Origin of the sequence: Chthonomonas sp., from assembly GCA_016788115.1 — a bacterium.
Lineage (GTDB): Bacteria > Armatimonadota > Fimbriimonadia > Fimbriimonadales > Fimbriimonadaceae > UBA2391.
This window is the reverse complement of the sequence record JAEURR010000007.1, coordinates 185,882-201,589: the sequence shown is the minus strand read 5'-3', so window position 1 is coordinate 201,589 and position 15,708 is coordinate 185,882. Positions and strand designations below refer to the sequence as shown.

At 61.5% G+C, this 15,708-nt stretch carries 11 protein-coding genes and 1 tRNA gene; 6 read left to right on the top strand and 6 right to left on the bottom strand.

Going from position 1 to position 15,708, the window contains the following annotated elements; genetic code table 11:
- The first annotated feature begins 22 nt into the window (after nucleotides 1-22).
- The 4 genes from JNM85_08460 to JNM85_08445 all read left to right on the top strand — a co-directional run bounded on the left by JNM85_08460 (nucleotide 23) and on the right by JNM85_08445 (nucleotide 6,852).
- Nucleotides 23-1,351 (top strand): hypothetical protein, encoded by a 1,329-nt coding sequence (locus JNM85_08460; GenBank protein MBL8088082.1) that lies wholly within the window; start codon nucleotides 23-25, stop codon nucleotides 1,349-1,351.
- Nucleotides 1,348-6,006, top strand: a complete 4,659-nt coding sequence (locus tag JNM85_08455; GenBank protein ID MBL8088081.1) for a hypothetical protein — start codon at nucleotides 1,348-1,350, stop codon at nucleotides 6,004-6,006. The genes JNM85_08460 and JNM85_08455 overlap by 4 nt, the downstream gene beginning before the upstream one ends.
- Nucleotides 6,003-6,734 carry a VanW family protein gene (locus tag JNM85_08450; GenBank protein ID MBL8088080.1) on the top strand — a complete coding sequence of 244 codons (732 nt, stop codon included), beginning with the start codon at nucleotides 6,003-6,005 and terminating at the stop codon, nucleotides 6,732-6,734. The genes JNM85_08455 and JNM85_08450 overlap by 4 nt, the downstream gene beginning before the upstream one ends.
- Nucleotides 6,735-6,778: 44 nt before the next feature.
- Nucleotides 6,779-6,852 (top strand) — tRNA-Gln (locus tag JNM85_08445).
- Between the two features lie 70 nt (nucleotides 6,853-6,922).
- Here JNM85_08445 and JNM85_08440 read toward each other — a convergent pair.
- Nucleotides 6,923-7,420, bottom strand: a complete 498-nt coding sequence (locus tag JNM85_08440) for a TlpA family protein disulfide reductase (GenBank protein ID MBL8088079.1) — start codon at nucleotides 7,418-7,420, stop codon at nucleotides 6,923-6,925.
- A gap of 62 nt (nucleotides 7,421-7,482) precedes the next feature.
- Between JNM85_08440 and JNM85_08435 the strand changes: the two genes are divergently transcribed.
- Nucleotides 7,483-8,712: a hypothetical protein gene (locus JNM85_08435; GenBank protein MBL8088078.1), complete on the top strand. Its 1,230-nt coding sequence runs from the start codon at nucleotides 7,483-7,485 to the stop codon at nucleotides 8,710-8,712.
- Here JNM85_08435 and pheT read toward each other — a convergent pair.
- The 5 genes from pheT to trxA form a co-directional block, all read right to left on the bottom strand.
- A complete protein-coding gene (gene pheT, locus JNM85_08430) occupies nucleotides 8,676-10,730 on the bottom strand; it encodes a phenylalanine--tRNA ligase subunit beta (protein ID MBL8088077.1) in 2,055 nt (684 codons plus the stop codon). The genes JNM85_08435 and pheT overlap by 37 nt on opposite strands.
- A gap of 33 nt (nucleotides 10,731-10,763) precedes the next feature.
- Nucleotides 10,764-11,867 (bottom strand): dipeptide epimerase, encoded by a 1,104-nt coding sequence (locus JNM85_08425; protein ID MBL8088076.1) that lies wholly within the window; start codon nucleotides 11,865-11,867, stop codon nucleotides 10,764-10,766.
- 20 nt (nucleotides 11,868-11,887) lie between these two features.
- Complete coding sequence (locus JNM85_08420) at nucleotides 11,888-12,505, bottom strand: helix-turn-helix transcriptional regulator (GenBank protein MBL8088075.1); 618 nt, start codon at nucleotides 12,503-12,505, stop codon at nucleotides 11,888-11,890.
- A gap of 134 nt (nucleotides 12,506-12,639) precedes the next feature.
- On the bottom strand, nucleotides 12,640-14,220 hold the full coding sequence (gene murJ / locus JNM85_08415; GenBank protein MBL8088074.1) for a murein biosynthesis integral membrane protein MurJ: 1,581 nt from the start codon (nucleotides 14,218-14,220) through the stop codon (nucleotides 12,640-12,642).
- A gap of 103 nt (nucleotides 14,221-14,323) precedes the next feature.
- Nucleotides 14,324-14,647, bottom strand: coding sequence for a thioredoxin (trxA, locus tag JNM85_08410; GenBank protein ID MBL8088073.1), 324 nt, complete (start codon nucleotides 14,645-14,647; stop codon nucleotides 14,324-14,326).
- 173 nt (nucleotides 14,648-14,820) lie between these two features.
- Here trxA and JNM85_08405 point away from each other — a divergent pair, with 173 nt between their 5' ends.
- Nucleotides 14,821-15,696 carry a hypothetical protein gene (locus JNM85_08405; protein MBL8088072.1) on the top strand — a complete coding sequence of 292 codons (876 nt, stop codon included), beginning with the start codon at nucleotides 14,821-14,823 and terminating at the stop codon, nucleotides 15,694-15,696.
- Nucleotides 15,697-15,708 lie beyond the last annotated feature (12 nt).

Here is a 15,708-nt window from a genome sequence, read left to right as displayed (position 1 = left end):
ATAGGGATTTCAAAACGAACTTATGGTGATTGGACTGTTTCTTGGGTCTTTGGTCGTCGCGCTTGTCGCGGGGTACTCCGGAGTGGATGGGTCGCATCGAACGCGAATGCTCGCTGCGCTTGGCCTCGCCATCCTCGCAGCGATCGTGGGGATGATGCCTGCAAGTCTTGAGCTGCGTCTCGCGCTCGGCGGGTTGCTCGGGGCTTTAGGGGTCGCATTGGCGGTCGGCGAATCGGGCTGGCAACATCGTGCGATTGCGCTCGCGCTGGCGACGGCGGCGTGCGCTATGCCGCAGGTGGCGCCTGCGGATCCGGCTTGGACCACGTATCTCTCGACCCCTGTCGCCATGGGGCTGATCATGTTGATCAGTAGAGCTTGGATCGGTCAATCTGGCACAGAGCCCGTCGCTGCTGCGCCCTTCATTGCGCTCTTGGGCGTCGCAGGCGCGTCGCTGGGTTCGATGAGTGAGATCGACACTCTGAGCCGCGTGCCCGCAATTGTACTGGGGTGCGCCTCGGTCTCTGCGCTGGTCACGTCGATGCTCAAGACAAAGTTCAACGACTGGATTGCAATGATCTTCATGGTCGCAACGGTGGGCATCGTGTCTGTCCGGGTGGCTCAGGAACCTGGGCTTGCGACGTCTTGGGTTTTGGCCGTCGCCGTCGCATTCTTCGGCGCATGGTTTTTGCGCAGCGGCGAAGCCAGGCCGATCAACACCGCCGTGCCCGCGGTGGTCTGGATTTCGCTTGCCACGCTCGGGTTCTCTCAGTTGCGCGGCTTTGGTCTCACGTCCATCGCAGTCGTTGCGGTTGCCGCTGTGACCCTATCCGGCTCGTCGCGGTTGCTCCTTAGCGCCGCGCCGCTCGCGGCCATTGCCTTCGCGCGCGTTGTCCGGGTCGCACTCCCGGACACGACGATGGCGTTCGATATTGGTCAACACTACGCGCTGATCGGGTTGCTTGTAGGGGCGCTGATCATCGGCGCGGCGAGCGAACTCTCGGCGGGACGAGTCAACCGAATCTCGCTCATGCTCGGTGGGGCTGGCCTGGTGATGCTTGCTCCCACCGCGAGTGTCTACCTCGGCCAGCGAGGGACGCTCGGACTGCTCTACGGGCTCCTCGTTGGCCCCGTCTTCATCGCGATTCGTGAAGGTGCGAGACTCTCCGCGCTAGCACTTTCGGCGATGCTGGCGGGTGGCCTCGTGATGCTCTATCCACGCTTGCTAGAGTGGATGGACCTTCCACGCGATGAGCGCTTGCGGATCCTTGGAATGATGGCCCTCGTCGCGGCGGCTCTCTTGGCAGTCGCGGGCATGCAGCGCTCGAAGCCAGTCCCGGCGGAGGCAGCGTGAAGAAGAATCTACTCGCCGGACTCGCTTTTGGCGCGCTTGCGCTGGGCATCGTAGGCACGGGTGTCAGCCGCGAGCTCCCGGTCGGTCGTGTGACCGGGACGGTCACCCTGTCTCACACCAAGACTGGATTTGCCAATGCCACGATTCGGCTTGTACCCCAGGTCCTCGGTGGCTACGAGGAAGTACCGATTACCACGATTTCCGCACGCACCGATGCCCAAGGAAATTTCAACCTCTCGGGTGTGCCCGAAGGGCTATACGCGATCGAATGCTACGGCCAGGCAGTCTCCGCCGAACGGAAGAGCGTAAGGGTCTTCGAGGCACAGACTGCCCGTGCCGATGTCTTAGTCAAGCCAATCATCCCCACGGCCGATCTGTACGTCAGTCAGCACGTCTTCACCCCATCGGAATCGCCGACCGCACTGCTCCGCGGTTGGTCTCAGTTGAAGATGGCGAAGGTGGGCATCTATCGCGTGAATCTGGATGGCTCGATCCGGGGCGAAGACTTGCGCCAGATGGTTTCGCCGCTCACGAGCCGGCTCAAGAGCAACGAACCCGTGCCCGCGGAAGCCGGGACTTGGGTCAAAGATGTTGACGTGCCGCTCGATGAGCGAGATAGCGAAGGGATATTCCACGAAGATCTGAAGCTGGATCCACTTCCGGACGGCGTCTACCTTTTGTCCATGAAGGTCGGGACTGACCAATTGCTGGGTTACGTGATCAGCACCCGGATCGGCGCGGTGGTCAAGGCCGTCAATGGCAAGATGCTGGCGTTCGTCTCGGACTTGAACCTGGGGACGCCGGTCAGCGGCGCGCAGATTCAGCTGGGTTCGGCTGCCGGGCTAAGCACCGTCGGCACGACTGGGGCGGACGGCACCGTCGAATTCGCTTCGCCCAAAGCCGAAGAAGGGAGCGACCAGCGAGTCGTGATCGCGCGCGCGGGCACGTCTAGCGCCTTTGTCTCCGCGTACGACTACTCTTCGAACGCGACGCACCGGCTCTACTTCCGCACGGATCGACCGATCTATCGCCCTGGCGACGTCGCCCAGTTTAAGGGGACGCTGCGCAAGCGCGCCGAAGACGGCTACGCACTGCCAGAGGGTGGGACCGCCAGCGTCACCGTGCGCGACCCCATGAACAATGTCCTGAAAACCGAGTCGCTGCCAGTGGGGGCGCATGGTTCGTTCGCGGGCTCGTTCCAGATGCTGGAGGAGGTGGTCGGCGGCTACAACGTTGACATCAAGTACGCCGATCAGGAGTTCACCCAGTACGTCGCGGTCGCAGCTTATCGCAAGCCCGAATTCAAAATGACAGTGACACCGACGGACCCATTCTTCTTGGTCAGCGACAGCGTCGAGATGAAGGTCGATTGCCGATATTTTTACGGGGGTCCGGTGCCCGGTGCAAAGCTGTCCGGGGAAGTGTATCGCCGCCCGAAGTGGTCCGACGACTTTGAGAACTTTGACTCGATCGGTGACTACGAAGATATGTGGACGTGGGATGGTGAGTACGTCGGGACCGTCAGTGGCGAGACCGACGCTCAAGGCATTGCGATCCTCAAGTTCAATCCGAAAGATTCCGAGTACGGGGGCGACGATCTCGAGAGCTACGACGCGACCTATACGTTCCAGGTCTCAGCGACCGAGACCGGCGACAAGTACTTCACCGCCTCTGGCAAGGCCGAGGTTCGGCGAGGACTGCTGCAGCTTCGGGCGAGCACCGATCGCTGGCTGATGAAGCCGGGCGAGTCCGTGGGAGTCGAGTACGAAGTTCTGGACCAAGATGGGAAGCCTGCGCCCGCGAACACACCCGTCGAGGTCGTCGTTGGCTACGAGCGCTGGCAGAAGCGCGCCGCCACATTCGAACCGACGGGCAAGGTCTCGCTCAAAACCGGCGTGGATGGCACCGTGCGAACCGCCCTGCGCGCCGATCGCGTCGGCACATTCTCGGTGCGGGCGTCCGTGGTCGATGCGCGCGGTAACACCGTCCGCGCTGAGCGCTATGTGGACGTCTGGCAAGACGGCGATCAGTACGACGCCGGGCCGGATACCGATCTTTCGATCAGCCTCGATCAAAAAACGTACCTGCCAGGGGCGACGGTCACCGCGCTCGTGAAGACCAGACACGCGGGTGGTTCAGCGCTCGTCACGGTCGAGCGGGACAAGATTTACTTCAGCAAAGTCGTTCCGCTCACCAGTTCGGCGAATGGAGTGACTTTCAAGCTGCCCGACAATCTGATCCCGAACGCCGACGTCTTGGTGAGCTACATCCATCACAAGAAGCTGCTGACCGCCTCCAAACGGGTGACGGTGCTCCGCACTCCCAAGCAGCTCAAAGTCCTAGTCAAAGCGGACAGGGATAAGTACAAGCCAGGCGAATCGGCGACCTTCAAGATCACGACGCTTGACGCCTCGGGCGCACCGGTCGCGGCAGACGTCAGCCTATCCGTGGTCGATGAAGCGATCTACGCGGTGCGCGAAGACAACTCCGATCCTGCCCGTGAACTGTATCCGTTTGAGTGGAACGATGTGAGCACCAGCGATTCGCTCGTTCAGTTGTATCTGGACGGTGGAGATAAGGGCGGTGCCAACGTGGATATCCGGACCGATTTCCGAGATACCGCCGCTTGGAACCCGATGGTGACTACCGGGGCGGATGGCACGGCGAGCGTGACCGTCCCTCTCCCAGACAACCTCACCGCTTGGCGCGCAACGGCGACCGCGATCACCGACTCGACTCTGTGCGGCGTCGGTCGCGGCGAAGCCATTGTCAAGAAAGACCTCATGGTGCGGCTGTCGCCTCCGGGGTACCTGGTGGCGGGCGACGAGGTGCGGTTCAGCATCATGGTCAATAACGGCCTGGGCGCAGCAACCAATGCGACCGTCGAACTCGTTCCGGGCAAGCTCCAGGTTCAAGGCGAACTCCGAAAGTCGGTCACCGTCCCGGCCGACAAGCCAGTACAGTTGACCTGGATCGCGACCCCGTCCGAGCCGGGCGACTACGAAGTGACCGCCATCGTCCGCGGGTCCAACGGCGCATCGGATGCGATGCGCCTGACTGTCCCCGTGGCAGCTTTTGGTCGTGAGTCGGTTACCGCCAAGAGCGGATCCGTCCAGACCGGTTCACGCGTGCTGAAATTCGATCGAGCCAGTGTGGTCACGGCGGGCAATCTCGAGATTCGGATTGCACCGAGCCTCGGAGCGGATCTACTCTCGGGATTGAATGGACTCATCGACTATCCTTACGGATGCGTCGAGCAGACTATGAGTCGCTTCATGCCAGCCGTGGTGGCCGACCGGGCTGCGCGCCAGTTGGGTCTTCCCACCGCCGAATGGTCGGAGCGGCTCCCTCGCATCACGGCGCGAAGCCTGAACCGACTGCAGACCATGCAACACTCCGATGGGGGTTGGGGCTGGTGGGAAAGCGACTCCAGCGACATCGGCATGACCGCGTTGGTGATGGAAGGGCTATGGCGCGCTCGGGCCGCTGGCGTTGCCGTCCCGGACTCCATGCTGTCGAGTGCGATGAAGTTCGCCCAGTCGTTGCCGATTCCTGCTCGGCTTGAGCCTGCAGACATTGGTCCGCGGTGCCAGCTGGCCTACGCACGCGCGCTGTTTGGACAGGTAGGTAAGGATGACGCGATACTCGCTAAGGCCGCCACGGAGCCCCTGCACCGAGCCTATCTGCTGCTCGCCGACCAAATGCGGGGGCGCAATGTGACCCAGGGCATCGACCGCCTAGTCGCTTCCTCGCGCACAGCCGAGGGCATCCGGTGGTGGGGTGCGCCTTCGGACGGTTGGGGCACCTCGGAGCTTGAAACCACGACCCGCATCCTGCAGCTCCTGACGATGGCACCGGACCGTCGCACCGAGGCCGAGGAGACGCTCCGGTACATCTTGGCGGCCCGACAGGGCTCGCAGTGGGAATCCACCCGGGCGACCGCCCAGATCCTCGTTGGGCTCGTCCAGTACTTGACCACCACTCGCGAGCTACAGGGCGGGGCCGTGGCCACGGTCTTGCTCAATGGTGAATCGGTGCTCGGGCACACCTTTGGATCGGGTGTCGAAAGCGCTCAAGTTGTGACCATCCCGGTGGACAAGCTGAAATCGGGTGAGAACAAGCTCGAAATAGTTCAGTCCGGAGATGGAGTCTTATACTATTCCGCTGAGCTGCGGCAATTCGCGCGCACCAAGACTCTGGACGCGATCACCGGTGCCGAGGGGTTCTCGGTCAGCCGCATTTTCCGCAGCCTGCACTCCGAACGGATGGCCTCGGGTCAGTGGGCTGTGGTACCCAGTCGCGACCCAGTGACGTCCTTCAAGTCGGGTGACACGCTTCAATGCAACGTGAAGCTTCAGGTTCCAAAGGGCGGCTTACCGTACGTGATGATCCGCATCCCGGTGCCCGCGAACTTCAAGGCCATCGAAGATCCGATGCTGGATGAGTGGAGCTGGTGGTACTCCTCGATGGAGGTTCACGACGACCACGTCGTGTACTTCGCGACCCGACTGTACGAAGGGGTACAGGAGTTCTCGTTCAATCTCCGCGCCGAGGCGCCAGGTACGGCGACCGCGTTGCCGGTGGATGCGTCCCCAATGTACTTGCCGCAGATTCGCGCCTCCAGCCAGGCCGTTCGCATCGAGGTGAGCGAGTGAAGGCTGTGCTGGCTCTGCTGGCACTCGCGGGGGCCGGAGTCGTCGCTTGGAATCCGAGCAATCAGGGAGAACGCGAGGTGGTCAAGTTTGCGACTTCGCTCGATGGCCGAACGCCGGGCCAAAGTCGAAACGCACGGCTGGCAGCGCGAGCGATAGATGGCAAGGTGATCCCCGCCCGCAGGGAGTTCAGCTTCAATAAGACGCTCGGGGGCTGGACGCGCGACAAGGGGTACGTCCTCGCACCGGTGAGTTACAACGGTCAACTGCTCCCGAGTTGGGGCGGCGGGGTGTGTCAGACGAGCACGACCCTGTATAATGCCGCGCTTGAGGCGGGATTAGAGATCCGCGAGCGACATCGCCACGAATTCGGCCCCACCTACGTCGCACCCGGGCGCGATGCTGCGGTCGCGTACGAAGACATCGACTTGAGGATTGCTAACCCCTTCGACTTCCCGCTCACCATCCGGGCGAAGATCGAAGGGGATCGGCTGGTAGTCGGGCTCGTCGCCTCACAACCATTGCCCCGGCGGGCGGCAGTCCGCAGTGTCGTCTTGTCGATGTCTGCTCCGGGCGAGTGGAAGGTCGGGCAAGGGGATCGCGCGCGCGTGCGCAACTCGGGCAAGCCCGGACTCGAGGTGCAAGTTTGGAGGGACTGGGGGAATCGCCGCGAACTGGTGTCGCATGACACTTACCCGGTCATGCACCGGATCGTAGAGCGCGCGAACTGAATCGACCGATTCGCCGGGTGTGATATACTTTCGAGTCACGGAGTTGCCCGATCGTCTAACGGCAGGACGACTGACTCTGAATCAGTTAATCGTGGTTCGAATCCACGTCGGGCAGCCAAAGTCTTGGTTCACTAGAAAAGCGCCACCCTCCGAACGAGTCGGACGGTGGCGCTTTCGTTCTTGCGGACTTACTTGATGAGTCCGTCGATCGCCTTGCTCAGCTCCGACTCCATGGTCGCTCCATTGAAACCGCGGCCGATCCACTGGACCACGCCCTTCTTGTCCACGAGCACGAAGTAGGGAATCCCGGTGATCCCCCAGCTGTCGGCGAGCTTGCTGTTGCCGAACGTAAACGTGTAGGTGTATTTGTGCTCCTTGCGATATCCTTCGGCAAAGCTCTTGTCCTCACTCTTCTCAAAGGCGTTGGCGCCGATGGCCACCAACCCGCGCTTGGCGTACTTTGTGTGCAGGCGCTGCATCATCGGGCTCGCCTGCTTGCACGGGCCGCACCAGGTCGCCCAGAAATCGAGAAGGATGACCTTCCCCTTGAGCGACTTGTTCGTGTGGGTCTTGCCTGCCAGATCCTTCATGCTGAACGCGGGGAGAGGCTGACGAAGCTGCGGTCCAGCGGCAAAGAGGCAGGCGGAGAGAGCGAGCGCGGCGACGGATAGCGTGAGTTTCTTCATGGTGTTGTCTGTCGATTTACCTTATTATGCTCTTCCGAGCCGATGGGTTCCATAATCCAGTCGTGAGGGGCTCGGCATGGGCATGGTTGGTACTGCTGGTGGCCTCGGTCGTCTTCGTGCTCACTCGGCCAACCCCGCACGCGCTTCTGACCGACACTGACACGCGCGCGATCATCCGTGGAATCGAGGGACAGTCCAGTCCTTTGCAGTGGTTCGTTGGCGATTGGCCACTGGGGAACCACTTCTACCGACCGGTTTCCACCCTCCCGTTCCAGTGGGATGTGGCCGTGCACGGCGAGTCCGAGGCCGGCTGGAGTCTCACGAACGCGATGCTTTGCGTGGCCGCAACTTGGGCTCTGATGTGGCTGGGGATGGAGGCGGGTCTCGGCGCGGCGGTATCGCTGGGAGCAGGGTTGCTGTTCATGCTCTGGCATCGGGACTACACGACGACCGATTTGTGGCTCGTCGCGCCTGTGGCTGCGCTTGGAGTTTTGCTACCCACCCGTCTGAAAGGGTGGAAGTTTGTTGCACTCGCGCTGGTCGCATTGTTCCTGTACAACGAAGTGCACGGCATCACCGGGCTGCAACTTGCCATGCTCGGTTGGATCCCCGGGCGAACGGCGTCGATGATGGCCATCTGGGCGTTCGCCTCGCTCGCGATGTACTTGAGGTCCTGCCGTTTGGAGTGCCGGTGGTGGGGGAGTCTGAGTCTTGTGGCGCTGGTGCTCGCGCTCGGGTCCTATGAGCAGGCCGTAGTCCTACCTGGGCTGTTCTTGGCTACGTACTTGCTGTGTCGCTGGCGCAAGCAGACGGCGAGTCTGATGCCGATGGTGGGGTCTTGGATGTTGCTGATCGGGTACATCGCGTTGCGCGCGGCGGTATTGCCGGACGGTTCGAGTGCTTACCAACAGCAGCAGCTGCGCACCGGAGGCTTCTCTGGAACCGATTTTTCGAGCTACCTCGTTCCGTGCTGGCACAGTATCCTCGAAATCAAGTCGGCCCTCGCCCTCTATCCTGTGATCTGGCTCAATGCTGCGCCGTGGATCGCGGTGCTTTCGGTCGTTGCCTTCATCGGCTCAGTTCGCTTCGCAGCGCAGTCCACCGAGAAGCTCTTGCTGCTATTCCTCTTCCTCGCCTCGTGCGCGGTGTACCTGCCGATGGCGTGGCTTAAGACTTTCGAGCATTACCACTACGCCCCCATGGGGTTCCGGGCGCTGTTCCTCGCTCTGCTCGCCGCTGAGCTTCGCAAAGCGAGTCAGCGCTGGACGCCGCCGAGCCGATTCAAAGCCTGAACCGCCCGGTCCCGGATATCGTTCGCGACTTCGTCCGTAAGGTTTTCGCCCATCCGCCGGATTTGTAGTGCGATCGCGAGCGAGTGGTGCCCGGGCTCGATGCCCTTTCCTTCATAGACGTCGAACAGCCACTGCTTCTCAAGGTCCGAGCCGCATGCCTCGGCGACAGAGCTTTCGATCTGGCTATAAGGCACGCTCTTGGGAATGAGCACGGCGATGTCGCGCCGGACCGCCGGGTTGCGGCTGATGGCCCGTAACGAGGGCTCGGCGTTGTCGTGAATTGCGAAAACAAGAAGGTCGAGTTCGGCGAGGAACGTCTCGCGGGGCAACCCTAGGTCGCTGGCAATGTCGGGGTGGATCTGTCCAATGGTCCCAGCCCATGACCGATTACCGTCGAGCAGCACACCGCTCTGTCGAGTCGGATGGAACCTCGGGTCGGGATCGCGTGGGTAGTCGAACCAGATGTGATCCCCAAGCGCCTGAGCAAGTTCCTCGACTGCGCCCTTGAGAGAAAAGAAATCCGCGCTGGGCCCCTCGCCATCCTGCCAGTGGCCGGGCGTGAGCGCGCCCGTAGAGAGGATCGAGAGCTCGGGGCTTTCATCGATCTGGTACTCGCCGCGTACGAACACACGCCCGACTTCAAATAGGTGCAGATTCCGGCCACCGTTGCGCTGGGCGGCCTCGGCCAGCCCCGGCAGCAGACTATCGCGAAGGTAAGCCATCTCCGGTGAGTGTGGGTTTCGCGGACCGACTCGTAGGTCCCTTTTGAAGTCGAGCGGGTGCTTGTCGCGCAGACTGTGGCTCATGATCTGCGTGAAACCACAACGCAGCATCGAGTCGCGGGCGGCATCGACGAGTGCTGCTACGCCGAACACGCCGCCGCGGGTGGTCGCGCCTGTCGGCATGGTTTCGGGAATGCGTTCGTAGCCGTGAACGCGTGCCAGCTCTTCGATGACGTCGTTTTCGATTTCGATGTCGGGGCGCCAAGAAGGGACCGCGACCACGAACGGCTCACCGTCCCCTTCGACCTGGAACCCAAGCGCAGACAAGTAACGCTCCGCTTCGTCCCGCTGGATGTCCATGCCGAGCAGCTCGTTGCTGCGAGAGAGTCGCGCGCGAACTGTGCGCGACGTGGGTGAAGCAGGGAACTCATCGGAAACTCCAGGAACCGCCGATTTGCCGGTGATTTCGTTGTAGAGTTGCGCGAATCGGTTCAGCGCTCGCACGACTCCGAGTGGATCGACGCTGCGCTCGAAGCGGTAACTAGCGTCGGTATTCAGTCCCAGTTGCTTGCGCGTCTTGCGGACGCTTGTGTTGACGAAGTGTGCGCTCTCAAGAAGCACGCGCTTGGTTGCAGGACCGACTTCGGTCTCTGCGCCGCCCATGACTCCGGCGACCGCCACGGCTCGTTCGGTGTCGCAAATCAGTAGGTGATCGGTTGTCAGATCGTGGTCAATACCGTTGAGCGTCGTGAGCTTCTCGCCGGCGCCTGCTTGCCGAACGACGATGCCTGGGCCCATCAAGGTGTCCAGATCAAAGGCGTGCAGCGGCTGACCCAGCTCAAGCATGACGTAGTTGGTGAGATCCACGATGAGCGAGATTGATCGCTGGCCTGCTTGGGTCAACCGCTCGACCAGCCACTCGGGCGAAGGGCCATTCTCGATGTCATCGAAGATCCGAAAGGCGTACCGCGTGCAGTTAGCGGAGTCGATGCGCAGGGTCACGCGCGCGCTCGCTGCGGGGTCAGATTCGTCGCCAAGTGAGAGCCCGGAACAGAGGTTGTTGTACAGCGCGGTCGGCACGGAGTCGGCTTGTTTCGCGAGGACTTCGCGGGCGAGCCCCAGCGCGGAGAGGCCGTCCCCGCGGTTGGCCATGACTTTGAGGTCTAGGACCGCTGCTTCGCCGGTTCCGATCAGTTCCTCGACTTCGAACCCCGCCATGGTCAAAAGGTCACCGATGGCCTCGGCACTGAGCGAGGTGGTCACGAGGTCACGCAGCATCGAAACAGGGAGCTTCATGGATGTCTCCCATTATAACCGTGTGTTTGCGGCTCAGTGCTTCAGGGTCTTGACGTGCAGCGGGTTCACCCATTTGGGGTCGGGCGCGATCCCAAGGCCCGGCGCGTCGGAGAGCAGAACGTCGCCATCGCGAATAATCGCGCCGCCCTGCATGGGGTCCTCGGTGTGGCCCGTGAAACTGTCCAGATCGAAGTAGCGGAAAGTCGGTCGTGCCGCGCCCATGTGGGCGGCGGCGGTCATCCCGAGGCGAGTCTCGATCATGCCCCCCACCATGCACCAGCCGTAGGCCGACTTGACGATATCGGCGATTTCGAGGCCGCGCAAGATGCCCCGCGATTTGCTAAGCTTCACATTGAAGAGATTGCACGCATCGGCCTTGATGAGGGCGATCGCATCGGTCGGGGAAAACACCGATTCGTCGGCCATGATCGGGATGGGCGAGCCCTGGGCCACCCGTGCCAGACCATCGTGGTCATGACGCGGGACGGGCTGCTCGCAGAACTCCACATCGAGTTCGCTGATCGCCATGAGCATCATCAGAGCGTCGTCCGATCGGTAGCCCTGATTGGCATCGATCCGAATCGCGACATCGCTGCCAATCGCCTCGCGAACGGCGGCGACCCGGTCCACGTCGTCGTCCAGCGTGGACCCGACCTTCACCTTGATCGTCTTGTGACCCTGCTTCGCAAATCGAGTCGCCGCGCTTGCTGCCTCGTGGGGAGGCTTGATGCCGATGGTCTGGTCGGTCGGTAGCGGTCGCGCGTCGCCACCCAGGTACCGGACCAGCGGCAGACCCACCGCTTGCGAAGCGAGGTCCATAAGCGCCATTTCGATGGCGCTTGCGGCCGCGTGCTGGTTGGGCATCAGGTACTCCATCAGGTCTACGACCGGTCGCGGAGCACGCGGGTCCGAGCCGAGGACGACAGGCAGAAGATCCTCGCAGGCGGCCAAGACCGTCTTTTGGGTTTCCCCATTGATGCTATGCAGCGGCGTCGCTTCACCCCATCCCACCAGCCCCTCATCGGTCGTGAGTTTGATCAGTGTGACCTCCGCCCGGTCGGTGACCATCGTTGCGATACGGAATGGCGAGCCCAACGGAATCTGGGCGGCGTAGAGGGAGGCAGAAGTGACCTTCACCGCTTCAATGTACCAGCGACTCAGTCGTCCGAGTCGTCGTCAAGATCGCTCTTCGAGGCGCGGCGCTTGCGTTCGCGGATGTCCACGAAGCCGAGACGGAAGAACGTAAAGAGCATGCCCTCGCGTCTTTGTCGTCCTCGCTCCAGTATCTCGTCGATCTTGCCCAGATGCTCGCCGAGCATCCGTACATCTTCAGCGGTCAGCCATGAGCTCTCGTACCCGAAGTGGAACGTACGGACTCCCGGGATGCTGCCGTGGTCAAATCGGCTGAGACTGCGCTTCAGCCCCTTGCTCACTGCACGCATAATCGAGTCGACAATCGAGATCGTATTCTTGACGTTCTCGGTGCTGCCTGAACCTGGAGGGAGGAACTTTTCGGCGGACCGCTCGTAGACCGCTTCCATGTGCCGCCCCGATTTCCGGCGGTCTACCTCTTGAATGAGTCCAGCTTGCAGCAGGATCCCTATATGGTGGTAAAGCGAGTCGGCCGGGAGACCAAGCAATTTTGCGAGCTGGGATACCGTCACCGGGCCAGCTGATCGCATGCTTATCAGGATTTCAAGGCGAACACTGGACCGGAGCGCATGCGTGATCTGCAGCGGACTAAATTCAACTTCACCTACAGGCGTCTTGCTCATATGTGCGCTCCACGGGCCCCAGCATCCCGTTGTAGAGATCAGGTGACCTCTAACTCTAGGACGCATTATGCACAAGGTTTCGCAGAACTCAACCTTGAATCTCGACTATTTTTCGACGGTCGAAAAAATCTGATCTATGAACGCTGTATGCGCTTGAGCGCACGCTCGACGTACGCACATTCGGGCATCGCCAAGGAGCGGGTGATGTAGTAGTAGAGCCACCCGAACCCGCACATCGCGACGAATAGAAGACCAATGTGGCCAAAGCGGCCGCCAAAGGAAATCTCACCGAGACCCATCATCAGTCCCGCAAGCAGCAGACCGCATACCGATGACGCGGCGAGCGCTTTGGCCAGCGTGACCCCGAGCCCCGCGAGATCGAGTCCACCCACGGTCTTGGCGAGCGTTACCAGAAGGGCACCGACCAGCAGGAACGCGCTGAGACTGCCTGCGAGCGGGAGTGCGCGATAGCCCGCGCCGGCCTGGGTGATCAAAGCGCACGCGCTGAAGAAAAAGACCGTGGTGATCGTACCGATGACGACCGGGGTCACGGATTTGTGAATCGCGAAGTACCCCCGCATCAGAACTGGCTGAAGGGACCAAGCGACTATCCCGATCGCGAACATCGCCAGGCAAGCCGCGGTTCGCTGGGTATCGACAGCGGTGAACTTGCCATGTTGAAAGAGCGCGCGGACCAAATGGTCGGGGACCGCGAACATGATGACCGCAACCGGGGTGGTGAGATACAGCACCTGCCTAAGGGTTGACATGAGTTGCTCCCGGTACAGGTTCATGTGGTCCTCGGCGACGTACTGGCTCAGCGCTGGAAACACGGCGAGCGCGAGAGACTGGCTGAAGATGCCGAGCGGCGCTTGCATCAGCTGGTTCGCCGTATCGTAGGCGGTGTTCATGCTCTTGCCGTACGAACCCGCGAAGTACTGCATGATCATGGGAAACACGGTGCTGAGCGACAGACCGAAAACGACCGGGGCCATGAGCCGAAAAACCTTGCGGACTCCGGGATGCTTGGTGTCGAAGGTGATCTTGAACTCCATGCCGAACTTGCGCATGGCAAGCAGCGGGAGGATGAAGCTTCCGCACGTTGCGCCCACCAGCGCGCCCCAGCTCATGCCGACCACTCCCGGAACGATGAAATAGGGAAGGATCACCGCTCCCAGGATGATGCCGATATTGTAGATGTTGGGGGCCAGCCCCGGAACCGAGAAAACTTGACGCGCATAGAGCGTCCCCATCATGAGTCCGCCGATGAAGAATGCGAACTGAGCTGGGAGCACGATTCGGCTCATCTGGGTGATGAGCGGGTACAGCGCCGGATCGTTCTTGGCGGCGATGATCGCGGTGAGTTGCGGGGCAAAGACCCAGGCGAGCCCAATGAAACCCAGGACAGCCGCCGACATGATGGTCGCGACCGCGCTGAACACATGCCAAGCCTCGCTCTTCCGGTCGGTGTGGTAGTACTCACTGAAGACGGGGATGAATGCCGAACTGAGCGCGCCGCCCGCCACCAAGAAAAATAGCAAGTCCGGGATCATGAACGACAGTCGATAGGCGTCGGTGAGCTCGTTCTGGCCGAACTGCCAGTTGATCACCATCGCCCGGACCATACCGAGCACGCGGCTCATGAAGAGGCTCAGCACCATGATGCCTCCCGCTCGGGCGAGGTTGGCGCGTGTCGATTCGGTGGATTGGCTCAAGCTAGCCCCAGGGAGTTCATCGGTGCGGAAAGGATACTGCAAACAACAAACCGAGCGGGGGCAATGGTGCCCGCGCTCGGTTTGAAGACATTCCGTTCGATGATTACAGGTTGCGCTTGATCAGTCCTTCGATGGCTTCCTTGGGACCCGCACCGACCATCTGGTCGACCTTCTGGCCACCCTTGAAGACGAGCAGCGCGGGGATGCTCATGATCCCGTATCGCTCGGCGATTGCGCCTTCGTTGTCGACATTTACCTTGTAGACCTTGGCACGGCCTGCATACTCCTGCGAGAGCGCGTCAATGCTGGGACCGATGGCGCGACACGGTCCGCACCACTCTGCCCAGAAGTCAACTAGGACAGGCACGTCCGATTTCAGTACTTTCTCGTCAAATTCAGCTGTGGAGACAGCGAGTTCTGCACCCATGATTCATATCCTCCGAAAATGAAGCCGGGACGCGTACATCCCGCTTGCTATTGTTGCATACGCTTCCTCGTCGAAGTTTTGTGCGACCTGTAACCAAATGCGCCTATCGGAACGTCCATTGAAGCAGGTAAAGTGGCTGAACACGAGACCGAATTTCGGAGGCTTTCACAATTTTGAAGACGCGTACACTAGCTCTGCTCCTCGCCTTGACGGTGACCATCCCTGTCGGATTCGCCGACGGTGGCGTGAACTATTCGACCGGAAGTTCAACCCAAGGGATGTCGGCCGCGAAGCGAAAGGCTCGAGCCATCAAGACCAGCACGATCGAAAGTGCGCTCGTTGGGATCGGGATCTACGACAGCGGCGCCAAGGTGATCGCGAAGTACGGTTCGCCCGATGAGATCATGGCCATCACCCTCGGCGGCGGCGGTGACAGCGGCGGCGGTGACGGCGGCGGCGGTGGCCGAGCAGGTGGTCCCAGTAGCGGCGGACGATCGGGTGAAGGCGGTGGCGCTGGCCCGGGCGGTGGCCCTCGCGCTCGTGAAGATGCCCGTCCTGAAGGGATGATCGGCGACCCATTCGGTGCTGAGTCCTTCAATCAGTTTTCGCCCGAAGATGAAGGCGGCGGCCGCAACGGCGGAATGAACGAAGGCGCAAACCCCCGTGGCAATGCTGGTGGCAGTGGCGGAGGCGGTGCGAGCGGAGACGGTACCTCAACCACCGTCGAGGCGACACAGTTCGTTCGGTGGGTCTACCGATTCCAGGGATCCCGCTACGGCTTCGTTCTCGATAAGTTCAACAAGGTCATCCAGATCGAAGCGATTGGCATCAAGGACGCTCGCGTTCTTACTCGCCGCGGCATCGAGTTCGGAGACAGCTTCGCAGACGTCATGAAGCGCTACGCCACCCCGGACGGCTACGAGATCTCGGGCGACACGATGGTCGTTCGATTCCTCACCAACAGCCGGGTTGCTTTCCGCTTCCAGAAGATCTCGCAGGGCAAGAAGCACCAGGTCACTGGAATCGTCGTCGCTGCCGGCAAGAAGTAAGGAGACACGCGC